The 24091-nt window shown below is 73.1% G+C and carries 13 protein-coding genes and 1 pseudogene; 7 read left to right on the top strand and 7 right to left on the bottom strand.

Annotation, left to right across the window (positions count from 1 at the left end; all coding sequences use genetic code 11):
* Nucleotides 1-102: 102 nt before the first annotated feature.
* A complete protein-coding gene (locus tag ABD879_RS25295) occupies nucleotides 103-315 on the bottom strand; it encodes a helix-turn-helix domain-containing protein (RefSeq protein WP_067911029.1) in 213 nt (70 codons plus the stop codon).
* An 812-nt stretch (nucleotides 316-1127) separates the two neighbouring features.
* Between ABD879_RS25295 and ABD879_RS25290 the strand changes: the two genes are divergently transcribed.
* From ABD879_RS25290 to ABD879_RS25280, 3 genes are all read left to right on the top strand, one after another.
* Nucleotides 1128-1655: a pyridoxamine 5'-phosphate oxidase family protein gene (locus tag ABD879_RS25290; protein ID WP_345024106.1), complete on the top strand. Its 528-nt coding sequence runs from the start codon at nucleotides 1128-1130 to the stop codon at nucleotides 1653-1655.
* Between the two features lie 167 nt (nucleotides 1656-1822).
* Nucleotides 1823-7879, top strand: coding sequence for an nSTAND1 domain-containing NTPase (locus tag ABD879_RS25285; RefSeq protein ID WP_345024105.1), 6057 nt, complete (start codon nucleotides 1823-1825; stop codon nucleotides 7877-7879).
* A complete protein-coding gene (locus tag ABD879_RS25280) occupies nucleotides 7876-9774 on the top strand; it encodes an MBL fold metallo-hydrolase (RefSeq protein WP_345024103.1) in 1899 nt (632 codons plus the stop codon). The genes ABD879_RS25285 and ABD879_RS25280 overlap by 4 nt, the downstream gene beginning before the upstream one ends.
* Before the next feature lie 16 nt (nucleotides 9775-9790).
* Here ABD879_RS25280 and ABD879_RS25275 read toward each other — a convergent pair whose 3' ends face one another.
* The gene (locus tag ABD879_RS25275) at nucleotides 9791-10300 is read right to left on the bottom strand and encodes a hypothetical protein (RefSeq protein WP_345024102.1); all 510 of its coding nucleotides are present in this window, start codon (nucleotides 10298-10300) and stop codon (nucleotides 9791-9793) included.
* A 304-nt stretch (nucleotides 10301-10604) separates the two neighbouring features.
* Here ABD879_RS25275 and ABD879_RS25270 point away from each other — a divergent pair, with 304 nt between their 5' ends.
* The 3 genes from ABD879_RS25270 (at nucleotide 10605) to ABD879_RS25260 (ending at nucleotide 13532) form a co-directional block, all read left to right on the top strand.
* A complete protein-coding gene (locus ABD879_RS25270; protein ID WP_345024101.1) occupies nucleotides 10605-11774 on the top strand; it encodes a hypothetical protein in 1170 nt (389 codons plus the stop codon).
* Between the two features lie 150 nt (nucleotides 11775-11924).
* Nucleotides 11925-13067 carry a hypothetical protein gene (locus ABD879_RS25265; RefSeq protein WP_345024100.1) on the top strand — a complete coding sequence of 381 codons (1143 nt, stop codon included), beginning with the start codon at nucleotides 11925-11927 and terminating at the stop codon, nucleotides 13065-13067.
* Between the two features lie 147 nt (nucleotides 13068-13214).
* The gene (locus ABD879_RS25260; protein ID WP_345024099.1) at nucleotides 13215-13532 is read left to right on the top strand and encodes a nucleoside triphosphate pyrophosphohydrolase family protein; all 318 of its coding nucleotides are present in this window, start codon (nucleotides 13215-13217) and stop codon (nucleotides 13530-13532) included.
* Between the two features lie 45 nt (nucleotides 13533-13577).
* On the opposite strand, the gene ABD879_RS25255 is transcribed toward ABD879_RS25260, so the two are convergent.
* The 5 genes and pseudogenes from ABD879_RS25255 to ABD879_RS25235 form a co-directional block, all read right to left on the bottom strand.
* Complete coding sequence (locus ABD879_RS25255) at nucleotides 13578-14789, bottom strand: DUF6221 family protein (protein WP_345024098.1); 1212 nt, start codon at nucleotides 14787-14789, stop codon at nucleotides 13578-13580.
* Nucleotides 14790-15041: 252 nt separating this feature from the next.
* On the bottom strand, nucleotides 15042-16397 hold the full coding sequence (gene brxD / locus ABD879_RS25250; RefSeq protein ID WP_345024097.1) for a BREX system ATP-binding protein BrxD: 1356 nt from the start codon (nucleotides 16395-16397) through the stop codon (nucleotides 15042-15044).
* Nucleotides 16397-19054 (bottom strand): BREX-2 system phosphatase PglZ, encoded by a 2658-nt coding sequence (gene pglZ / locus ABD879_RS25245; RefSeq protein ID WP_345024096.1) that lies wholly within the window; start codon nucleotides 19052-19054, stop codon nucleotides 16397-16399. The genes brxD and pglZ overlap by 1 nt, the downstream gene beginning before the upstream one ends.
* Complete coding sequence (locus tag ABD879_RS25240) at nucleotides 19051-22725, bottom strand: BREX-2 system ATPase PglY family protein (protein ID WP_345024095.1); 3675 nt, start codon at nucleotides 22723-22725, stop codon at nucleotides 19051-19053. Before ABD879_RS25240 ends, pglZ begins: the two co-directional genes overlap by 4 nt.
* A 129-nt stretch (nucleotides 22726-22854) precedes the next feature.
* A pseudogene (locus ABD879_RS25235) lies at nucleotides 22855-23325 on the bottom strand (DUF7008 domain-containing protein); the annotation flags it as partial.
* 229 nt (nucleotides 23326-23554) lie between these two features.
* Between ABD879_RS25235 and ABD879_RS25230 the strand changes: the two are divergent.
* Nucleotides 23555-24019, top strand: a complete 465-nt coding sequence (locus ABD879_RS25230; RefSeq protein WP_345024093.1) for a hypothetical protein — start codon at nucleotides 23555-23557, stop codon at nucleotides 24017-24019.
* Nucleotides 24020-24091: the final 72 nt, after the last annotated feature.

Here is a 24091-nt window from a genome sequence, read left to right as displayed (position 1 = left end):
GCCGGGCGGCGTCGCCGCGGGCCGTGCGCGACCGCCCCGGCACCACCGGTGCGCCGGGACCTTCGACCGCGCCCTGCCCCGCGGTGGGGCCGGCGCCGGGGGTCAGCCCTTCCTGCGCCGCGTGTTGCCGCCGCGTCCGCGCAGCGGAACGCCGGCCTCCTTGAGGATGTTGTAGATGAACCCGTACGACCGGCCGGTCTCGGCGGCCAGGTCGCGGATGCTTTCGCCGGACGCGTATCGAGGGGCGAGCTCGGCCGCGAGCTTGGTGCGCTCGGCACCGGTCACGCGAGTGCCCCTCGCCAGGGTGCGGGCCACGAGTACCTCCTGAATCGACGTGTATGTCGGCTGCCCGGCGGGACGTCCCCCCGCTGTCAGCACGCTGGTGATCTACCCAACCTACACATTCCCCGCAAACAGGCCGCCAATGCCGCACGAAACGTCACATGAACGGCCGATGGTGGACTTTTCCATGGCGATCGGCGAGTCGCAACCGCCGCGCCGGTGACGATCGCCACGTCCCGGCTCCCCGGCACCGCCCGGTCCGGTCCCATCCGGCCGCCTCCGTCCACACTCGGCGAACGCCGCCCCCCGTCCAGTACGGACGAGGCGCTGCGAACAGCTCGATCATCACCAGGGGCCACGAACCGGCAACCGACCGCGACCTGGGCGAACACCGTCGAACCATCTCTTTCCCGCCAACGCGGCTCCCACCCGCACCCTCGCCCGCACCGGGGCGGGGAGAGGCGGCTCTGCCCCGCCCGGCGATCGACCGATCAGCGGAGAAGAACCGCCTGGAAGCGCTTTCCATTAGCCGCCGCGAACGTTTCTTGAATCAGATTCGGTTCATGTGCCTCTTTCGTCCGCCGGAACAACGCTGATCACATCTCACCGCCCCGCACATCATCCGCAGCGCGCCCCGTCCTTCGCCCGAGACGGCGAGTCGGGCGAACGCCGTGATCGGCGACCGAAGGGCACCGCCGGAAGACGGAGGGAAGACGGAGGGAAGACAGAGGGAAGACTGACAGGAGATGTCAGGTTTCGGGCCGAGCATGGTCCCGCCGGTCGCCGCCGACGGCGGACGCGCACCGGCCTGCAACGAACAGATCGACGGACAGGAGCATCCTGCGATGCGTGAAACGCCGGCAGAACTCAGGGAGCTCCAGGCCCTCCTGGACGCCTCCCTCGCCCGCTCGTCCGCGCACCTGCGCTCGATCATCCACGCCGGCACCACCCTGACCGCCGAGCAGCTCACCGAGGTGCTCACCGGCATGTGCACCCTCGCCCTGTCCACCGTGACGGCGAAGGGCGAGCCGCGGATCAGCGGCGCGGACGGGCACTTCCTGCACGGCAGGTGGCACTTCGGCACGGCGGCCGGCGCCGCCAAGGCCCGCCACCTGGCCGCCCGTCCCGCCGCCAGCGTCGCGCACATGCGCGGTGAGGACCTGGGGGTGTTCGCGCACGGCACCGTGGAGATCCTCTGCTCCCCGGGCCGCGAGCCGGCCGCGGACTGGCCGTACGTGCGCGAGTACTTCCAGGACTTCTACGGAGACGACGCGTTCGACTGGGATGATGTGGTTTGCTATCGGCTGCATCCGCACTGGATGACCGCTTACGCCCCCGACTTCGCCAAGCTCACCGCGGCGCCCCGCCCGTGATCGCTCCAGACCGGACGGAGGGCGTCAAGTAGCCGGGCGCAGGTTGGCCGATGCCGGTCGGCCCGCCGGGGCGGGAGCGCGCATGTCGGTCATCGCGGTAAATGTCAGAGGCCAGGAGTGCCGGCTTCGGCCGGCGACGTCGCGGCACCGCATCCCCCCGAAAAGAGGTGTCACTGATCGCTTCCAAAGCCGATCACGGAACGGGACCGCACGACTACCCGCTCGGGCGGCTGGAGTCCGCCCGGCAGGACGGGGAGCAGGCCGCCCGGCGGGCGCTGCAGCGGGTCGAGGCGGAGGACGTGCGCCGGGCCCTCCTGCACTACCCCGCCGAGCTGCGCCGCGCGATCCTCGACCTCGTCGGCCTGCCGGACCTGCGGAGGATCAGCAGACGGGCGGCCGGCACGGTCCTGGCCCGGCTGCGCGGCGGACGGTACAGCCCGCAGCTGCGTTCGCGCCTCACCTATCCGCTGACGCTCGGGTACCACAACTGCGACGACCTGACGGCGGACGAGTGCATCGGCCTGCTCGGCGGCGACGAAGAGGTGCTGCATCGGGCCGGCTGCCTCGCCTTCAACCTGTACGTCCAGGCGGCCGTGCCGCGGTCCCTGACCCGGTGGGCCCTGGCCGAGGTCGTCGCGCACGACGCCGAGCTGGCCCCCGTGGCGCTGGCGCAGCTGCTGGGCATGGCCGACGAACTGGACGAGGAGACGGCCGCCTGGGTGCACGGCGCCTGGGCGGCCCTGCGCGCCCGCGAACCCCGCCTCCCGGAGCGGCCGCGCCTTCCCGGCTCCGCTCCCCCGGACCCCGCCGAGCCGCCCCCGCCCGCCCCCGAACCGCTGGAGTCCTCGATGACGACGCCCCCGCCGCCGCGGCAGCGGCCATCCGACGACGATTCCCGTGACGACGGCGTCCGGCGGCTGCTGGACGACGCCGAGGCGGCCTTCGCCGAGGCCGTGCCCGCGGCCGACGCGGTGCGGGACGCCGTGGCGGCGCGGCGCCGTCCCGGGGACGCCGATCTGCAGCGGCTCACCGAAGCCGTCCTCGCCTTCGACCGCCTCCGCGCGGCGCTGGCGGGCGACGCCGACGTCCCGTCCGAGGCCACCCTGCACGACGTGCGGGCCGTGCTGGACGAACGCGCCGCGGCCCAGGACGACGCCGCCCTCATCGCACGGCTCGCCGCCGTCACGGGCCCGCCGGCGGTCGAGGAGGTGCTGGCCGAGATCCGCGCGGCCGCCGCGCGCGGGGAGCCGCCGGGGCTGGCCGTGCTGGCCCGGCTGATCGACGCCGCCGCCGGGGACGCCGACGTCGACGAGGTGAGCGCCCTGTCCGGGCACGCGCACGAGCAGCTGCCCGGCGGCTGGAGCAAGGCCGTCACCTACGCCGCCCTCGGCCAATTGTCTTTCGCCGAGGAGACCGCCGGAGAGCACGACGGCGCAGAAGACGACGACACCCCCGTCTCCGAAGAGGACGCAGCCGCCGCACCCCCACCGGATGAGCCCCCACCACCCCCCAGAGAACTCGACGACCTGGACGCGCTGCTGATCGCCGATGGCGAGCAGCGGGCCGCGGACGACGAACCGGCCGCCGCACCCGCCGACGCGCCTCCGCCCGAAGCGAAAGACGAGGCACGACCACAGGCCCCCGCACCGTCCGCAGAACAAACCGACACGCCCGCAGAAGACGACTCCGCAGCACCCGAACCGTCCACCACCGCCCCTGCCACCGCACCCGCCGCCCCCGAACGGCGGCAAGAGCCGGAAGCCGAAGCCGCCGCGCTCAGGTCGGGCCGGCCCGCGCTCGCGGGATGGGTGCGCCTGGCGTGCGGCGCACCGGAGGCGCAGGCGAAGGTCCGCTGGGCGGCCGCGCTGGCGCGGGAGACGAACGCCGCGGGCGGGCGCCTGGCGTCGGCGTACGTCGAGCTGGTCCGCGGACTGGACGCCGGCGCGCTCGACGACGACCCCGCCGGGCGGCTGCTGGCCTGGGCGTCGGCGATCCGGGCGGGCATCGTCCGGCCGAGCCCCGAGTCCGCGGAGCTGCTGCGGCGGCACGCCCCGGCCGTGGCCGCGCATGCGGGGCCGGCCGCGCTCGGCGACAGCTTCCTGCGCGCCGCCAACCGCGGCGACTACCTGGTGCCGGGCGTGTCCAACGAGCTGCGCGACGCCCAGCGGGCCGAGGAGCAGCGGCGGCTGCGCTCCGCGCAGGCCCGCCAGCTGCTGGCGGAGGGCCCGCGCAAGAAGATCAAATATCAGCTCGCCACCGAGGTGTGGAAGCACCTGCTGCAGGACGACGGGGAGGTCGGCCGGCTGCTGGCCCTGGCCGCCGCCGACGCCGAGGACCGCGCCGGGCGGGCCGGCGCCGAGGTCGAGCGGCTGCGCGCGGCCGGCGCGGTCGAGCGGCTGATCGACGACACCACGGCCGAGCTGCGCGGCGGCCGGTCCAAGCGGCGGATCGAGGCCGCCGCCCGCCGCCGCCTCGCCGAGCTGATCGACGAGGCCCTCGACATCGTCCACGAGTGGAGCCGCGCGGCGGACGAGGTGCTGGCCATCCGCGACGCCAAGCCGGAGCACACCGGGATGCGGCAGCGGCTCGCCCAGCTGCGCGACGAGGCGTTCGAGGTGCGCGACGACTGCCTGGCGGCGCTGGCCGAGCTGGAGCGGGACGCCGCCGACCCGGTGCTGGGCGCCGCCGCCCGCACCGCCGCAGCCCTGCTGGAGGACACGCTGCGGCTGCTGAGCGGGGACCCGCTCGGCGACGAGCCCCGCACCCCCGACCAGGTGCTGGGGCAGGACCTGCTGCTGGCCCCCGGCGTCGCGCTGCACCCCGAGTCGTTCCGGCCGCGCGGCGTCCCCGCGCTGCCCGACCTGCTGCCGCTGTGCGACGGCGGCGAACCCGACTGGACGGCCGCGTTCGAGGCGCGCGCCCGGCGCGACGACCACGTCGGCACCGAGGCGATCGTCCGGGCGCTGCGCACCGTCGACCCCGGCCTGGCCGCCGACCTGGAGCAGCGCCGCCGCACCCTCCGCGAGCAGGCCCGCAAGGAGATCGGCGACCTGCGCGACAAGATCGTCGACAAGCTGGCGCAGATGCGCCGCGACGGGCAGCTCGACGAGGCCGCCGCGACCCGCCTGCAGACCCGGCTGCGGCCGCTGCACGACCGGGGCCGCGACGACTTCGACCGGCTGCGCGCCGCGGCCGAGTCCGTCGCCGCGGAGGCCGACGAGATCGCCGCCCGCCAGGTCGCCGACGTGCGCGCCGACCTGGAGGCGCACCTGGACGAGCCCTCGGTCGCCGCCGCCGCGGACCGGATCCGCGAGTACCTGGACCGGGGCGACCTGACCACCGCCCGCGAGTCGCTGGTGCAGGCCCGGCAGGGCCGCGAGCTGCCCGAGCCGTCCCGCGAGCGCGGGCACCTGGCGCGGTTCTTCCCCGCCTTCCCCGACGCGTTCGAGGAGCTGGGCCCGGCGCGGGGCGAGCAGGTCAGCACCGCGATCACGATGCTCGGCGACGCGATGGAGCACGGCGGGCGGCTCGCCGACGACCGCCTGCGCCGCCTGCTGTCGGGCGCCGGTCTCGACCTGGCCGGACTGCGCCGGTCCGGGGTGAGCCGGGAGGGCCTGCGCAGCTGGCACAGGATCGCCCGGGGGCCGAAGGCGGCCGGCAACCTGCTCACGGCGATCGAGCCGGTGCTGCGGCTGATCGGCCTGGAGGCCGCGGCCCGTCCCGGTGCGGCCGAACGCGCCCGCACCTGGTTCGAGCTGACCGGGGTGCACTGGCGGGGCCCGGCGCTGCTGCCGCAGTTCGGGACGGGCATGAGCCCGTCGGGCGACACGCTGCGGCTGCTGCTGGTGTGGCGGCGGCCGCGCCCGCAGGAGATCGTCGAGTGGTTCAAGGGCGAACCCGCCGACCAGACCGTGCTGGTGTGGTACTTCGGCACGCTGTCGGCGGCCGACCGGCAGCGGCTGGTGCGGGCCGCGCGCCGCCGCCCGCACCCGGTGGCGGTGCTGGACGACGCGGCCGTCGGCTATCTGGCCTGCCTGCCCGAGTGCGACTGGACCGACACGGTCGAGGTGCTGGCCCCGTTCACGTCCCTCAACCCGTTCATCCCGACCGGCAACGTGCCCGAGGAGATGTTCTACGGGCGGCAGGAGCAGCTGCGGCAGGTGATCGACCGCAAGGGCGGCTCGTTCGTCTACGGCGGGCGGCAGCTGGGCAAGTCGGCGCTGCTGCACGCGGCCCGCCGCCAGGTGGACCGCGACCCCAACCGCGCGGTGATCTTCAAGAGCATCTCGGCGGTGGGCCGCACCGACCCCGCCGACGCGGTGTGGGCCCGGCTGCGCCGCCCGCTGGCCGACGTGGGCGTGCTGTCGCCCGCCGACACCGGCGGCGACGCCGAGGAGATCCGGGAGGCGATCCGCGCCTGGCTGGCCGCCGATCCGCGGCGGCAGCTTTTGATCCTGCTGGACGAGGCCGACGAGTTCCTCAACCGGGACGCCGACAGCGCCCGCTTCGTCAACGTCAACGCGCTGCGCGACCTGATGAGCGAGACCGACCGGCGGGTCAAGGTGGTGTTCGCCGGGCTGCACCAGACCGCGCGGTTCAAGAGCCTGCCCAACCAGCCGCTGGCGCACTTCGGCGAGCCGATCTCCATCGGCCCGCTGCAGCCGCAGGACGCGTTCGACCTGCTCACCAAGCCGTTGGCGACGCTGGGGTTCCGGCTGCCGGAGACGCTGGCGGCCCGCGTCATCGCCGAGGCCAACAACGCGCCCGCGCTGATCCAGTTGTTCGCCGACGCCCTGCTCAAGCACCTGCAGCGGCGGACCACCGACAAGCACCCGCTGCCGTACACGGTGACCCGCGACGACGTGGACGCCGTCCGCAAGGACGCCCGCCTGGCCGACGGGTTCCGCGAGCGCTTCGACTGGACCATCAACCTCGACCAGCGCTACAAGGTCATCGCCTACGTCGTGGCGTTCCGCGCCCTGACGGAGGCCGCCGACGCCACCATCCCCGCGGGGGACCTGTTCGGCGAGTGCCGCCAGTGGTGGCCCCAGGGGTTCGCCCAGTGCACCCGCGACGAGTTCCAGGGGCTGCTGGACGAGAGCGTCGAGTTGGGCATCCTGCTGGCCGAGGACGGCGGCTACCGGCTGCGCACGCCCTACATCCTGGACCTGCTGGGCGGCGAGGAGCAGGTGCAGGAGGCCCTGGACCGGGCCGAGGAGTTCGAGCTGCCGGACTCCTTCGACGTCCACTCCTACCGGTCGGCCTACGCCGGCGGCCCGGAACGCTCGGAGCGCTCCCCGCTCACCAGCGGCCAGGTGTCGCGGCTGCTGCGCAAGGCCAACCTCGTCCACGTCCTCGCCGGGTCGCGGGCGCTGCGGCTGGAGCGGGTGCCCGACGCGCTGCGCGCCGAGGAGGACCACAACCCGCACGTCAAGGTGCACGTGCTCCAGGGGGGCGGCGGCTTCGGCGCCCTGGTCGCCGAGGCCCGCGCGCACCCCGGCCACACCCTGATCGTGATGGACCTGCACGGCTGCACCGCCGGGCAGGCCGCCGCGCGGATCCGCGAGGCGTGCGAGACCGTCACCCGGCACCACTCCTCCCGCGAGGGCACGCTCGGCGTCGTCTGCACCGCCCCGCCCGCGCTGGCGCCGCTGTGGCTGGCGGCCCGCACGGGCGACGAGTCGTCCCCGCTCGCCCCGGGCGGGAACGCCGAGCTGATGGAGCTGCGCCGCTTCGACGCGGCGTCGATCCGGCAGTGGATGCGCGAGGAGGCGCACGCCTTCCAGTCCCCGCACAGCCAGCAGCAGCTCCTGGCCGCGACGGGCGGCTGGCCGATGCTGATCGGCGAGGTCTTGGGCGAGGGCATCGTCGCCGACCCCGACGCCGCCCTGGACAGGTGCCACCGCCTGCTGCGCGACACGCCGCAGGCCCTCGTCTCCGCCTCCGGCGTGGACGCCCTGCCGCCGGTGTGGGCCGCGTGGCAGGCGCTGGTCGAGATCGACGAGCCCGGCGCGCCCGCCGACCTGGCGGAGCTGCTCGCCCCGGGCGAGGAGGCCGGCCACCCGCTGGGGCCCGAGGCGCTGCGCCGCCACCACTTGCGGTCCATCGCCGACGTGATCGAGGTGCTGCGCATGCTCGGCGCCCTGATCCCGGCCCCCGGCGACGCCCACGAGCTGGTGTGCGAACCGGTCCTGGCCGGCGCGACCCGCGGCGAGCAGGCATGAGCGGCACCCCGTTGGACGCCGCGCTGACGGCCGCCGCGACCGTCGTGATGGCCCGCGCCACCTACCGGGGCCCCGACCGCACCCCCGCCGAGCTGGTCCGCAACCGCCGCGACTGGCTGCTCGGCCTGATCGCCCGGTCGTCGGCCCTGCGCGCCGAGGCCCTCGCCCGGCTCCCCGGCGACCACCCGGCCCGGCTGCTGTTCCACCCTTCCGCCGACGTCGCCGCCGCGGCGGCCCGGCTCGCCGAGGCGGGCACGACGACCCTGGAGCGGCGCGTCCGCCAGTGCACCGAACGCAACCAGAAGCTGAAGGGCAAGCTCGACAGCCTCCGGCGGAAGCTGCGGTACGAAAAGAGCGACAACGCCGGCCTGCGCGCCGACCTGGACGCCGCCCGCAAGGCCGCCGCCGACGCCGAGCAGGAGATCACCGACCTGCAGGCGCGGCTGGCCGCCCAGCACCGACGCCTGGCGGACCCCCGCTCCCTGGCCGCCGCCCTGCTCACGGCGCTGCCGCCGGACGCCGACGCCGCGCTGCGCACGAGCCTGCACGACCTGGTCGCCCCGCCCCGCGCCGCCGCGTCCGCCCGCTCGCGCGACCTGCGCGTCACCCCCCTCGGCGGCGACGACCACATCGGCGGCTCCTGCCTGCTGGTCGAGTCCGGCGACACCCGGCTGCTGGTGGACGCGGGCATCCGCCCCGGCGACACGCCCGAGCCGCCCCGCGACATCGCCGCGGCGCTCCAGGCCCGCCCGGAGGCGGTGGTGGTCACGCACGCGCACGCCGACCACTGCGGCTACGTCCCCGCCCTGGCCGCCCGGCTGCCGCGTCTGCGCGTCGTCGCGACGCCCGAGTCGTGCCGCCTGATGCCCGTCATGTGGCAGGACTCCCTGAAGGTCATGCAGCAGCGCGCCGACGTCCGCAACTCCTACGGCGGCTCCTGGCAGCCGCTCTACGACCGCACCGCCATGGACGACGCGGTCACCCGCCTGGAGGAGCTGCCCGTCGGCGTCCCCCGCCGCATCGGCGACCTGACCGTCGAGCTGTTCCCCGCCGGGCACATCCTCGGCGCCGCCGGGGCGGTGGTCCGCGCCGGCGACCGCCGCGTGGTCGTCACCGGCGACATCTCCGGCTTCCGCCAGGAGAGCGTCGACGGCTACCGCCTCCCCGACGGCGCCCGCGGCGCCGACCTGCTGGTGCTGGAGTCCACCTGCTGCGCCGAGAAGCACGACGACCGCGAGACCCGCGTCGGCGACCTGGTCTCGACGGTCGCCGACGTGCACGCCGCGGGCGGCCGCGTGCTGATCCCCGCCTTCGCGCTGGGCCGCGCCCAGGAGCTGGCCCTGCTGATGCGCACCCGGCTGCCGCACGTCCCGGTCCTGGTCGACGGCATGGCCAAGGACCTGACCAGGACGTTCGAGTCGGCCGCCGACCTGTCGATCTTCGGCGGGAACGTCGCCCCGGCGCCGCGTCCCCCGGCCTACGACAGCTTCACCGAAGGCGTGGTGATCGCCACGTCCGGCATGCTCACCGCGGGCCCCGCCGTCGAATGGGCCGCCCGGATCCTCCCCGAGGCCGACAGCGCCGTCCTGCTCTCCGGCTACCAGGACGAGGAGTCCGGCGGCCGCCGCCTCCTCGACGACGCCCGGGGCGGCGCCCCCGTCCACGAACTGCCCGCCCGGCACGGCACCCGCTCGGTGCCGCTGCGCGCCCGCGTGGACCAGATCCGCCTGTCCGCCCACGCCGACCGCCACGGCCTGCTCGACATAGCCGACGAGACGCGAGCGGCCCAGGTCATGCTCGTCCACGGCGTCCCGTGGAAGCAGCGCGGCTTCCGCCAGACCCTCGACGTCCGCGGGCACGCCACCGCCCGCACCGCCCCCTGGCAGGCCACATGACACGCCGCCGCCGGCGTCAGCCGGCGGCGGCCTGGGCGCGGTCGAGGTAGGGCTGGAGGTGGTCCCGGCGGGGCCCGGCGAGCGGCCGGAGCAGCTCGCGCAGCAGGTCGGCGTCCGACGCGGGCAGGTGCAGCAGGGCCCGGCGCAGGTAGATGCTCCACGCCCGCGGGTTGGGAAACGCCTTGAGCCGTTCCACCAGCGGCTTCAGCTCGACCCCGGTGCGGAAGGGGGTCAGCGACTCGACCGTGATGTCGCAGCCGCGCGGGAACCTCCTTCCGGCGATCTCCACGGGCTCGTCCAGCTCGACGACGGTGGACGCGACCGTGGCGCGGCCGATGACGCGGCCGCGGTCGCGGGTGGGGTTGCCGAACGCGCCCCGGGTGGCGTAGACGAACAGCTCGTCCCCCACGGCCAGCCGGGTCTCCTCCGCGCGCGCCGTCCGCGGGAAGGCCATCCGCTGCTCGCCGAGCACCCAGGCGATGGCCCGCTGCTCGCCGAGGATGAGCAGGTACGACTCGTTACTCACGAGCCCACCGTAGCGGAAGCCGCCGGACCGTCCCGGCCCGCTTCCCGCACGCCATCGCGGCGAAAGGCCCGTCCTTCGAATTCCCCGGCCCGCCGGGCACGCTTGTTTCTCAAGTGATCAGATGCGGCCCCCGTGGCGGATCGTCTCGCCACCGGAATCCGAGTGGCCGGAAAGTGACGGCGGCGCCGGGTCAACCGGAGGCCGATATCGCACGTCGCAGTTATGGCGGCTTTCTTGAAGGGGACCCGAGCGGCCGCGTACCCCGCCTTTGTCTCGGGCACGGTCGAGTACAACGGGGACGAACATGTCGTTCGGCAGACTCACCAGGCGTCTTTCCGCATTGACCGGTATCGCGGCGCTCGCCGCCGTCGCGGGCACCGCTCCCGCCGGCGCCGATCCCGTCCCGGACGTCTGGCCTCTCGTCGCGGTCGGCGACGAGACCGCCCACAACAGCCTGCAGGACGTGGTCGCGATCGGGCCGCGCAGCGCCTGGGCGTTCGGCAGGATCTCGTCGGACGGCGGGGACGAGCCCCTGGCCGTCCGGTGGAACGGCCGGTCCTGGGCGCGGGTCGCGCTGCCGGCAGGGGCCGGCAAGGGCATCAGGTTCGCGGACGCTTCCGGCCCCCGCAACGTCTGGGCGTTCAGCGGCGGTTACGCGGGGATCGACCCCGTCTACGCGCTCCGCTGGAACGGCCGGAGCTGGACCGTCGCCCACCGCTGGCCCCACCAGGTCGTACTGGACGACGCCGAGGTGATCGGCCCCCGCGACGTCTGGGCGTTCGGCTCGTACACGAACCTCCTGGGCGACCGGGCCTGGCACTACGACGGCCGCCGGTGGGCCGAGGTGCCGACGCCGATCGGGGCGCTGAAGCACGCCCACGCCCTGCGAGCCGATCACATCCTGGCCGTCGGGCACCGCTCCGGCAGCTCGACCGAGGCCCTGCTGGCACGCTGGAACGGCCGCACCTGGACCGAGGTCGAGCTGCCCGACCTCCCGCGCGAGACCGACCACTACACGATCTTCGATGGAGTCCACGCGGTGTCCGAGCGGGACGTGTGGCTCTACGGCCGCGAGGTCCGCCGGGACGGAGACAGGAACATGCACGAGTTCCTTCTGCTGCACTACGACGGCAGCACCTGGCAGCGGATCGGCGATTTCCTCCCCTGGATGCGCCTGACCTACGCGTACGCTCTGACACCCGACGGCCAGGGCGGCATATGGCTCGTGCCCAACGGCAACGACTGGCCCGAACTCCTGCACTACCGCGACGGCCGGTGGACCCAGGCCAAGGTGGATCTGCTGACCGGGCCGAACGGCGCGGCGCTCGACATCGCCAACGTGCCGCATTCCCGCCTCGTATGGGTGGTCGGCAGCACGCCCGTATCGTCCGGCACGTGGAACTGGACGGTTTGGAGCAACAAGGCGTCCTCCCCTCACATTCGGCAGCCGCGTCCGCCCCGCCCCGCGAAATAACGCCCCCGCCACGCCCACACGGCAATATTCAGCACCCGGAAATAGACACCCTCAATGCGCGATGGCGCATGTCGCGCATAGGTCTGCCCTTGCCTTTGAAGACCCGAGCGACCCCACCCTTGAAAACTGACGAGAACAACGGAGACGAACATGTTGTCAGGAACGCTCACCAGGCGCCTTTCCACGCTCGGCGCCGTCGCGGCCCTCGCGGCCGTCCCGATGGCGGCCCCCGCCGACGCCGGAACCGGTCCGCCCGGCTGGCGCATCGCCGAACGCAGCGAGGAGCCCTCCGACATCTGGCTGTCCAAGGTGGTGGCGACCGGTCCGCGCGACGCCTGGGCGTTCGGGAGCATGTCGTCCGACCACGGCCCCGAACCCGTCGCCCGCCGCTGGAACGGCCGGTCCTGGACGGCGGTGACGCTTCCGGCCGGGCTGAACAGGGGCATCTCGGCCGCCGACGCGTCCGGCCCCCGCAACGTCTGGGCGATCGGCGGCAGCGAACCGGCGGGCGGGGAGGCGTTCGCGCTCCGCTGGGACGGACGCCGGTGGCACGTCACCGGCCGCTGGCCCGCCCACAGCACCATCGCCGACGTGGAGGCCCTCGGCCCCCGCGACGTGTGGCTGTTCGGCGACGCCCTCATCGGCCCGGACAGCATCGGCACCTGGCACTTCGACGGCGAGAACTGGTCCCAGGTCGAGACGCCGATCGGCCATCTGCAGGAGGCAAGCGGCGTGGCGTCCGACGACGTCTGGGCCATCGGGGGCAGCCCCGTGCACTGGCAGGGCGACCTGCTGGCGCGTTGGGACGGCCGCACCTGGAACGAGGTGAGCGTCCCCGGCCTGCCCCGCGAGGACGACCACTGGGTGACGTTCACCGACATCCACGCCGTGTCCTCGCACGACGTGTGGATCGTCGGGCGGGAGATCCGCCGGAGCGGGGACGACCACACCTACGCGCCGTTCGCGGTGCACTTCGACGGCAGCACCTGGCAGCGGATCACCCCGCCCTCTCACCCCGGCGTGCAGGGTCTGCAAACTGTGACGTCGGACGGCCGCGGCGGCATCTGGGTGAAGCCGGAGCGGTGGGACGATGAGGGCGTCGAACTGCTGCATTACCGCGACGGCCGGTGGACCGCGCCCCGGCTGGAGCACCCGGAGGGCCTGAACGCGCGGGTCTCCGACGTGGCCGCCGTCCCGCGTTCCCGCCTCGCCTGGGCGGTCGGCGGCCTGCACGTCCCCGAAAGCGGCGACGGCTACTGGACCATCTGGAAGAACCACGCACCGCGCCGCTGACGGCCGCAACGAGACGCCGCGGTATCGGCACAGGTCACCCTCATATACGGACAGGGCCACCATCGTCACGGAACGCGACGATGACCGCGCGATCGGCTGCTAGCGTCGCAATCCCACCGGTCCTCTCAGATGCGGGAGGTGCCCCCGATGCGACCACTGGCCCGCGGCGCGTCGCTGCCCGAGATCCAGCGGTACGTCGCCGAGATGGAGGCCGAACGCGGCTTCGACGGGCACGACCTGACCACCCAGTGCCTCAAGCTGGGCGAGGAGGTGGGCGAACTCTTCCGCGCCGTCCGGCGGCTCCTGGGCTACCCGCAGGACCCCGCCGCCGGACTGGCGCACGCGGCCGACGAGGCCGCCGACGCCCTCATCCTGCTGGCCTCCATAGCGAACCGGTGCGGCATCGACCTGGAGACCGCCTTCCGCGCCAAAGAAGCCCGCAACGCATCCGCCCCCTGGTTCTGACCGCTCACCCGAGCCGGGAGGCGACCGCCGTGGGGCGGGCGCACGTCACGGCCCCCACTCCCTCCGGTAGTCGGGGTGGTCGAGGTACACCTCGGCGAGCAGCCTGAGCGTCGTGCAGGGGGACTCCTCGGGGCAGGTGGGGCAGCGGCCGTCGTCGCCGCCCTCGTGCAGCCGGAGGATCTCCCTCTTGGCCTCGATGTCGGCCAGGGCGCGGGCCAGCGACAGCCGCGACAGGTACGCGGCGACCCTCTCGTCCACGGGCGGCCGGTCGGGCTCAGCACCGGCCGTCCACGGCCCGTCCGCCGCGCACTGCTTGGCGACGAGTTCGTCTTCGCTCATGCGAGCGCGCAGGAATTCGATGAGGTCGTCCATGGGGGGTGTCGCGAACATGGTGTGCGGGACGGGGCGGACGCCCAGCGCCGGAGGGTGGGCCTTTCCTTCGGGGGCGACCGGGTCGCCGAGGAAGGCGACGGGCTGGTGCAGCGGCAGCGATTCGCGCTGGCCGACGAGCTGGTCCCGGGAGACGAACCAGGCCCGGCCGACGGTGTCGGTGACGAACCCGTAGGGCGACCCGTCGTCCCACCTGCTGATGCTGCCGTGCCGGTAGCCGTCCGGCCCGATCTCGTCCGCGTCGAACCGCTGGTCGAGCCAGAGGAACGGGTACGTCAGCTCGTAGCCGGGTTTCAGCGCCTCCTCGAACAGCTCCTCCCAGGCGGGGGCGTGGTCGACGGCCTGGGCGAGGGCGCGTGCGCATCCGACCTCCCGCTCGTGGCCGTCGTCGTCCAGGTACGCGGCCACGATGTCGGGGACGATGACGCGCACGCCGAGCCGCTGGAGCCGCTCCACCAGCGGGACGAAGTCGGCGTCCCCGGTGATGAGGACGGCGGTGTCGTAGGCGCCCTCAAGAGCCCGGTGGAACGCCTCCAGGGCCAGCAGGACGTCGGCGCCCTTCTCGCCGTGGCGGTTGTAGCGGACGTCGTGCCGGTGGATGCCCTCGCGTTCCAGTACCGCGTCGAAGGTGGTCGAAGGGTCGGATCCGCGTCCTCTGACGTAGTGCTTCTCGGTGACGGCGATGTCGTGGACGTCCTGGTCGGTCACGCGGCCCACGTACCAGCGCATCAGGTCGTGGATCCCCGCGAAGGAGGGCCGCGCCCGCCAGCGGGAGTGGCGGCCGAAGTACTGACCGAGATGGTGGAACCACCCGCCGTCGTAGAAGACCCCGAGGCGGGCGGGCTGCGGATCGGGCAAGCGGCTCACGCCTCCGACTCCATTACCACCTGCCCAGTCGCGACGGCCCGGGTCGCGTCCCCAAAGATGATCAATTTTCCGAGGAGCCAGGATATTGCGTCCACGCTCGTCGGCAAGCCGCTACCGGCGCATCGCCGCGATAGCACGGCGCGTGACGGATCGTCCGGCGGCAGGAACGGGGAAGAGCCTCGTCCTCGGCTCGGCGTCCGCGCCCGTGTGACCGCATGAGGCGGCGGCCGTGGACCGGAACGCCGCTGGCGGTCACAGGTCGAGTTCCACCTCGTCCGCGCTGGTCGCCGGCACGGCCGCCGCGGCATTGCGTTCGACCTCGCTCATCTCCGCCGACGACATCGTCAGGCGGTAGTCGCGGCGCGGGTCGAACTCGTCGAGATAGTCGACGCGGTCCAGCACGTCAGCGACGAGCTTGCGCAGGTAGATGCGGGGTGCGACGCCGACGCGGCCGCCGAGCCCGCCGGTGACCGCCTTGCCCAGCTCGGCCAGGTAGGCGTCGTCGACCAGGGCGGCGACCCGGTCGGGATGCCGGGCGCCCGCGGCGAACAGGTCGCGGACCGCGGCCCCGAGTTCGACGAGCTTGGGCAGGTCGAACCCGGTGAGCCGGAGCTGCACGGCGCGGGGCGAGTCGAAGCGGGGATCGGTGGAGAAGTCGGTGGCGAGCCGCTGCGCCAGAGGCGGCAGCCGCTGCGCGCCCTGCTGCCCGTCGAAGAACGCGGGAGTGCCGGTGATGAGCAGATACAGACCGGGGAACCTGCCGCTGTCCACCTCGTCGATGAGCTGCCGTAGAGCGTTGAGGGCCTTTTCGCGGACGTCGGCGCGCACGCGTTGGAGGGTCTCGATCTCGTCGAGCACCACCAGCAGCCCGGGGTGGCCGCAGTCACGCAGCACGGTGAGCAGCCCCTGCAGGAAGCCCAGCGCCCCGAAGTGGTCGAGTTCGCCGCGGACGCCGGCGAAGCGTTTGGCGGCGGCGGCGACGTTGGGCTGGCCGCCGATCCAGGCGAGGAGGGCCTCGGCGACGGCGTCGTCCCCGGCGAGCCGGGCCCGCCGGTAGCCGCGCAGGGCCGCCGCGAAGGCGGGGGTGGTGCGGGCGACGGCCGCCAGCCGCCGCTCCATCAGCTCGTCGACGGCCTCGGCGAGCACCTGCAGGTCGGGCTGGCCGTCGTCGTCCAGCGGCACGCTGCCCGCCGCGAGCACGTCCTCCTCGAGGGCGTAGAACCACGCCTCGATGACGTCGCGCAGCGCGCTCGGTGGGTGCGAGGCGATGGACAGCCGTTCCACCAGTCTCCGGTACACCGTCTCCAGCCGGTGCAGCGGCGTCTCGGTCTCGGAGATCTGGATCTCGGTGGCGGCCATGCCCCGCCGTTTGGCGCGTTCGGCGAGCCAGCGGGCGAAGAAGGTCTTTCCCGAGCCGTACTCGCCGCGGACGGCCTTGAACACCGCGCCGCCGGACTCGACCGCCGCCAGCTCGTCGTCGATGGCGGTCTCGAAGCGGTCCAAGCCCACGGCGAACAGGTCCAGCCCGGTCTGCGGGACGGTACCGCGGCGCAGCGCGTCGACCACCTCCCGGCGGCGGGCGGCGCTCACGGCGGCCGGACGGGCCATCAGCCGCCGCCCCCGAGGAACTGCTCGCGCAGCAGCGGCAGGTCGAGCGCCACGGTCCGGCCCCCGTCGGTGACCGACAGCACCTGGTAGCCGTCGATGTTGAGGATGTTCGCCACGGTGGCAACGTAGCCGTGCATGCGGGCGGGAAGCTGCCCGACGCGCTGGGCGGCGGCGGTCACGGCGAGTTTGCCGCCCGCCTGCGCCAGCGCGTCGATCAGCGCGGCGACCTGCCGGTCGTCCACCCTCGCCCGGCCGAACTGCCGCTGGCCGGCGAACAGTTCCGACGACACGACCCGCTCGCCGAGACCGGACGCGCTCTCGGCCGCGACCTCGGCGACCTCGAACAGCGCCGCACCCTCCTGGCGGCCGGCGCGGGCCTGGCGGGCGGGCCGCCGGGGCCGCGCGGCGGCCTGGCTGTCTTCGGACGGCTTCGCGGCGCCGCTCCGGGCGGCGGGCTCCCACCATGTCGGCTCGTGCACCGCGGGCTCGTAGGTCTCCCAGCCGTCCGGCACCAGCCGCGCGGACGGCACCAGCACCAGGACGGGCACGACCATTTCGGCGAGTGACGCGCCGCCGTGGTAGCCCTCCTTGCGCTGGGCGTAGCGGATGCGCTCGTTCCACGGCACGGTCACGGTGCCGTCGGGGGTGAGCACGCGCCGCCCGGAGACACGCACCTCGCCGTCGCCGGGTTCGCCGGCGCGGTACCTGGCAGCCTCGGCCCGCTGGGTCATGACCGCGTCGCCCCGGTCGAGGACGTGACCGTGGTCGGAGGTGACGAGGACGGGACGGCCGGCGCGCCAGGCGGCGTCCAGCAGCTCGGGAAGCCCGCGGATGTCGGTCGGGCGCCATCCGGACCGGCCGTCGGGGCGACCCTTGTCGAGGCTGTCGTCGATCGCGTTGAGCACGACACCGACGACGACGCGCTTCTTGGCGACGGCGGCCAGCACCTCGGCGCGCACGCCGTCCCGGATGTCGGACTTGTGGAACAGCTCGGCCGTCCTGCCGCTCCAGAAGCCGCGGAAGCCCCGCTCCTCCTCGGCCTGCTGCCCTCGTGTCAGCTCTCCGCTGAGCAGGGACGCGCGGGAGAATCTGGTGATGGACGGCAGGACGGCGAGGGCGCCTTCGCGTCCCTCGGCGCTGCGGCCGATCTCGGTCCAGCGGCCGACGATCCGCTCGGCCAGCTCGGCGGCGATCGCAACGCTCATGCCGTCCACGACGATGATGAGCGGCGCGGCCTCGCGGCCGGTGAGGGGGCGGGCGACGCGGTCGAGGAGGTCCTCGACCAGCAGCAGCCGCTCGCCTTTGTTGGATCCGGCGCTCCATGCCGCGAGTTTGACGGCGAACGCCTCGTCCAGGGCGTCGCGCCGTGTCCGAACCGCATCGAGCAGGGACGCGTAGCGGTCGGGGTCCAGGTCGCGGATGCGGGCGACCGCCCGGTCCATCCAGGCGCCGTCGCGCACGTACCGGTCCACATACTGCAGCACGGTCGCCGGAAGGTCCGCGTCGGCGGCGAGGCGGCGCACCAGCCGAGCCGCCATCCGCGCGGCCTCGGTCTCGGGCCGTACGTCCTGCAGCTGGTGGCCGCACAGTTTCGCCAGGGCGTCGTCCACCTCCGCGACCTCGACGGGCAGCGGATCGGGGACGGCACGGGCCACGGTCTCGGTGAACTCGGCCAGCCGCGCCTCGTATCCCATTTCCAGGATCCGGCTGTCCTTGGCCAGCTCGCCGGCCTGCAGGTCGTCCAGCAGCTGCTGGGCCCGCTCGAGCACCGCCTCGGCGCGGGGCCTGGCGTGCTGCAGCCACCGCAGGAGCAGCGACTCGGACGCCTCGGCGAAGGCGGTCAGCGACGCCTCGCCCGGCAGCGCGCCGCCGAACAGCCGCTCGGCGCGCACCCGCGCCGCGATGACGGTCTGCCGCCGGTTCCGCGCCGGAAGCAGGCCGATGATCAGGCCGATGGCCAGGGCGTCGACGGCGTTGCCGGCGCGCACCAGCCGGAACAGCACATCGGCGGCGGGTCCGCTGGTCCGCCCGAGCCAGTCGGCGATGCCGCGCTGCTCCTGTACGGGCAGGGCGATGAACCGGGCCACCGACGGCAGGTCCTGCGACCATTCCAGCAGGCTGGCGGCGTCGGGTGCGCCGCACATGCCGAGCCGGGCGGCGGTGACCGCGGCCAGCGCCGTGTCCAGGTCCAGGAACGCGCCCTTGACCTTGGGCCAGCCGCCCTCGGGTTGCGACTCCAGCAGCGCCTCCGGAAGCCACGCCCATTCGGGTGAGCGGAACCGGGGGTCGAGCCACTTGGCCCCGAACACCTGCCGGACCAGGTCCAGGCGGTTGACGGAGATCTGCTTGTTGCCGATGACCCGGGCGAGCAGGCCGGCGCCGAGTTCCTCCTGCTCGGCGGGGGTGAGGATGACCAGGTAGTCGGCGTCTTTCGAGCTGAGCGCGTCGAGCACCGCCAGCAGCGACTCGCACGGGGCCACCTGGACCGAGGCGCCGTCCACCTGGAAGCGGAAGGCGCTGCGCCATTCGGGTGCGGCGCGCAGCAGCAGCGTCCCCCCGTCGGGGGCACGACCACGCCTCCGACGCACCTCCGCCTCGACGATGCCGCGGGTGGCGACGGGCGCGGGCCGTCTGGCGGCGGTGCCGGTGCCGGTCATTCGGCGCTCCGCCAGGTGATCTCGAATTCCATGTCGGGGTGCTCGGCCATGTCCTTGCGGATGCGTTCGACGACCTGGTCGAGACCGTCGACCAGCACGCGCGCCTCCCCGTGCACCTTGAAAGGCGGGGGCGGCGGCGCGGCGCCGGGCGTGGGCCGCATGCCCGCCGCCCCGGGACCGGGCGGCGGGACGGGCGCGGCCGGGGCGGAGTCGGCAAGCATCGCGACGACGGCGTTCTTGGCCTCGGTGAGCGCACCGGCCAGGCGTGCCACCTGCTCATCACGGCGGGCCACCGAGCGCAGCCGGTCCAGAGTCAGCCGGGCGCGTTCGGCCCTGTCTCCGCCGGACTCGGCGAGATCCGGCAGCCGGCCCAGCAGCGGCCAGTCGGCGGCGACCAGCGCGTCGGCGACGGCCTGCGCGTCGCGCAGGGACACCTTGCACACCACGGGGTCGAGGCCGCGCAGGTCGAAGCGCGCCAGCGACTCCAGCAGTTCGGTGTCTTCCTTGCCCACCAGCGCCTCGACCAGCTCGTGCACGACCCGCGCCGTGGTCAGCCGCTCTTCCTGCTCGCTCCCGTCGAGCCCGAGCAGGTCGGCGTGGCGTTCCAGCTCGGCCACCAGGATGCCGGTGTGGGGCAGCAGCAGGCCGGCCTTGCGGCGCAGCGCGTCGGCGAGTGCGTGCACTGAGCGCGGGCTGCGGACCTGCTGCCGGGAGAGCTGGAAGATGTCGGCCGCACGGCGGTCCGCGGCCTCGAACTCCTCCGGGGACGGCAGCGCCTGCGGACGCAGCACGATGTCGCCGGGGATGTTCTTCAGATCGGGCTGCGGCACGACCTGGTCGCGCCGCACCCAGGCCCGCGCGCGCATCAGCGCGTAGGCGGAGATCACCAGGTTCACGACGTCGGGCGGCAGCCCCGGCTGCTCCTCGGCGACCATATCCCGGAGCTGGGCGACCGAGATGTCGCCGTGGAGCTGTCTCTGAGCAGCGAGGCGGTCGAGCGCCATCGGCCAGGTGTCGTTGAGGACGACGGCGGCCTCCCCCATGACGCCCAGGCCGAGAGGGTTGATGATGCGCCTGAGCGTGGGGATCTCGGAGCGGGGCGGCTCGTAGCGCGGAGGGTCGTTCTCCACGGCCTTCTCGACGGCCGACAGCGCGACCTGCAGATCCTTGGGCCGGTAGGGCGCGGGCTTGCCGGGCGCTGCGAAGTCGGGGTGCTTCGGGTAGAGGTGGTCGAGCAGTTTGCCGCAGATGTGCTCGAGCGCGGCATCGAACCCGAGCGCGGCGGGCGGCCTGATGTCGATCGCCGCATCCAGCCCCATGATGTGCTGGTCGACCTGCTTGCCGATATCGGCGTCGTCGTGGCTGGCCAGGCCGTACGCCTTGCGCAGCACCTCCCTCATCCGCGTTGTTAGGGCGCTTTGCCTGCTCTTCAGCTGATCTCGGGCCCGTTCGCGGTCCTCGTTGCTCATCAGCGGCGTCAGCTCGTGCAGCCGATCGCGTTCCAACACGTGGTTGATGACGACGAGGTCGCCGAGATCCACCAGCCGGTCGTGGGACAGGAACGACGGCAGCCAGCACAGAGTCTTGCTGTTCGCCCGGCGCGGATCGGCCTGCAGCTCTTCGACGCGGCGCCGGTCTTCGGCGGGACCGTAGATGTTGTCGAACGGGTAGTCGATGATGACGCGCAGGGCGCCCGGCTCCTCCGGCGCGAACACGTCGGCGGAGGTCTTCGGATCGGCGACGTTGGCGAAGACCAGTTCGACCACGCGGGTGGTGCCGCGCCAGACGACCGTGCGTCGGCTGACGAACGGCTCGTCGTCGCCCGCCTTCAGTTCCTCCCACAGCATCCGCTTGAGCAGCCGACGTTTGGCGGCGTCGTCCTCAACGTTGCGGGCATCCCTGAGGATGGCCTCGGTGTCGACGCCGATGAGCGCGACGTCCACGGTGGGGTTGCTCTGGCCGTGCAACCGGATCTCGCCGAACTCGCTGGCCAAATCGCGCAACGTCTTGTGGACGACCTCACCCTGGCGGCCCGGCAGCATGGAGGGGATCCAGCCGTGGTTGAGCGCGGCGAGCCTGTCGGGGGTGAGCGACTGCAGCGCCGGGACGTTCGGCACCAGCGCCTTGAGCATCAGCGTCTTGACGACCAGGTCGTCGCCCCGGAAGGCGGCAGGAGCCTGCGCGGCGCGCTCCTCGTCCAGCTTGTGGCGGGCCAGCAGCCACGGCCGCAGCTTCTCCACGTAGAAGTTCTTGGCCTTGTCGAACTCCGTGCGCAGCTTGTCGCTGAACGGGTCGACGCCGCCGCCGAGCAGCACATCGAAGATCGCCCCCAGCGGCACGAGCTTGCCGGACGGCAGGGTGTCGCGATGGTCGACGAGGAGCTGCAGCATGAGCTTGAGCGCGGTGCGCTCGCGCTGCAGGGCGCTGGAGATGTCGACCATGGCGTGCAGGAACGCCGGGCTGAACGGGTATGTGGCGCGGAAGCTCTTGAGGTCCGCCGGGCCCCCTTGGGCGTCCAGCAGCATCTCCCACACCTGCCCCTTCATGCGGGTGATGCGGTCGAAGGCGGCCTCGATTTCTGCGCGGGCGGCGTCGTCCTTCGGCTTCAGCAGCCGTTCTCTGACGATCTCCGGCAGGTTGGCGTCGGCGAGTCGGATGAAGTCAAACCTGCCGTCCCAGTGCTTGAGGGTGTCGAACAGCGACGTCTGCTGGGCGCCCGCGACGTCCCGGTTGACCAGGTCGCGCAGGTCGCGCTGACGCGGTACGAAGCTGATGATCGGGGCGGGCCGCTCCCATTCGGCTGACTCGACCAGCCGGGACACCATGCTGGCCTGCTCGGCGACGAAGGCGGGCTTGGCCAGATGGGTGTTGAGCCACAGCACCAGCTCGTCCAGCAGCAGGATGATCGCGTCGTAGCCGAGCTTCTCCTTGGCATGCCGGCTGATCAGCGACAGCCCCTCGTCCAGCGACACGAAGGCGTCGGCGTCCCCGCCGACCGCCGTCCGGTACGCCTTGAGGTGGGACGCCAGCAGGTCGGCCACAAGGTTCTGACGCTGCGTGTCGCCGGGCGGAGCGGCCATCGCCTCGTCAAGTGCCTGCGGGGTCCAGGTGGTGCTCCCCCACTTGGGGTCATTGGGCAGCCCCGCCAGGAACGCCTCGTCGCCCATCACCCTGCGCAGCTCGCGCGCGTTCTCGAGCAGCAGCGCGTCGCGGTAGACGGGCGGCGGCGACACGTCGGGCCGCAGTTTGGTGACGTACTTGACGTACTGCCCGAGCAGCTGGGCCGCGAGCGGCGCCGTTCCCCCGAACAGGAACGGCACCATCAGGATCTTGCGCCCTTCCAGCCAGTGGTCGTGCTTGTCGGCGACCTCCCTGAGGTGCTTCTTGCCGCGCGCGTCCGGATCCTGGCTGATCAGCGCGTGCAGCATCGCCATGAAGTGGCTCTTGCCGGAGCCGAACGACCCGTCGATGTAGGCGGCGTGCGAGGTGCCGGTCTCCACCGCCGACTGGACGATGCCGAGCGCGCGGTCGAACGAGTCGGCCAGCTGGGGCGTGACCACGTACTGGGCCACCGTCTGCCGGTCGGCGATGCCGCCGGACAGCTTCAGCACCATGTCGCCGGAGTGCACCCGCTCCGGAATGTCGATCAGGTCGCGCAGCAGCGTCGTCATGGCTCTCTCAGCTCGGAGGGTTCGACCCACCCAGTATCCCGCCTGCCACCGACAGCGTCGGCCGACTCGCGCTCGGTGGCCCGTGTCGGCCCCACCGGGCACGGTCCGCCTTCTTTCTTCGTTCAGGTCCTACCGTGACTGACGGCCGACCGCGCCAGGCCGTTTACGCGGCCTCCCCCGCCTGGGCGGCTCGGGCCGCCAGCTCCGCAGATCCTCATCCGAGATCCGGTACTCGGCCTGTTTCTTCGCCAGATAGGCCGTGAACGCGTCCGCGGGGCTCATCCCGAAGGCCGGATCGACCTCGCCGTGCCACTGCTTCACCCACGGCAGCACCTCTGCCAACCCGGCCAGCAGCGGAGTGATTCGTCCGGCGTCCCAGCCGTCGTAGATGGCCCGCTGCTCGATGAGTCGGGTCAGGGCGCGGGCGCGGTCAGCGTGGTTCCACCCCGCCCAACCGAGCATCTGCTCGCCGGAAGGCGACGCGGCCGGGTAGGAGATGAACCGCTCGTTCGGCACGTTGTACTTGCCTCGATGCCGCCAGTAGCCGACGCGCAGGAAATCAGCTGAGGTGAATTTCGGAGCTGGTGCGATGGGACTACGAGCACCACCGGTTCGTGATGCCGTTCGCCGCTCTGCTGGGTGCGACCGAGAGCGTGCGCACCAAGCTGGTGGCCTGGGTCATCAAGCACGAGATCGATGTGGACCGGGACTGCCGGCGGGCGCTGCGACTTGAGGCTGACGTGACGAGTTCCCCCGGGCTGGCGCCGCTCACCGCGGTGACCGGCTTGGGCTGGCGGCGTCTTTCCGCGCAGTGCCTGCCTTACGAGCTGTGGGGGTCGGAGCTCCGCAAGGTCGTCCGGCGAACGACTGGATCGGTCTGCAGGCGTTGGTGTGCGGCCGTGCCGGTGATCGTTGCGAGGTTTGCGGGGCGCTGGGTGGGGCGGCGCGGATCGACGTCCACGAGGTCTGGTCGTTTCAGCAGGGGAAGCGGCCCGTCCAGCGGCTCGAGCGGGTTGTCGCGCTCTGTGTCGACTGCCGTCGGACGCAGTACGTGCACCGGGCCGGTGACGACGGTGGGCTGGACCTGGTGGTGTGCACGCTGATGGAGGTGAACCGCTGGCCCTTCGAGTGGGCGGTGCGGAACGTCAGGCAGGCCGACTCCGGGTGCCTCCTGCGCAGGGCGACCGGCTGGGATCTGGACCTGTCCGTGCTGGATGGGCTGATCGCGATCGAGGGGTACCCCGGCCTGTACGTCCCGTTCCCCGATCGTCACCGTCTCGGTGACGTCAAGTGACGCGAGCAGGTCTTCCAGCAGTGAACTGTTTCCATCCTCATTGGGCCTGGTGGTGGAGGGTGAGGATCGCCT

Origin of the sequence: Actinomadura keratinilytica (assembly GCF_039539665.1) — a bacterium.
In the GTDB taxonomy this organism is placed as follows: domain Bacteria; phylum Actinomycetota; class Actinomycetes; order Streptosporangiales; family Streptosporangiaceae; genus Spirillospora; species Spirillospora keratinilytica.
Note: the sequence above shows the minus strand (reverse complement) of the source record. Positions and strands in the feature narration are given on the sequence as shown.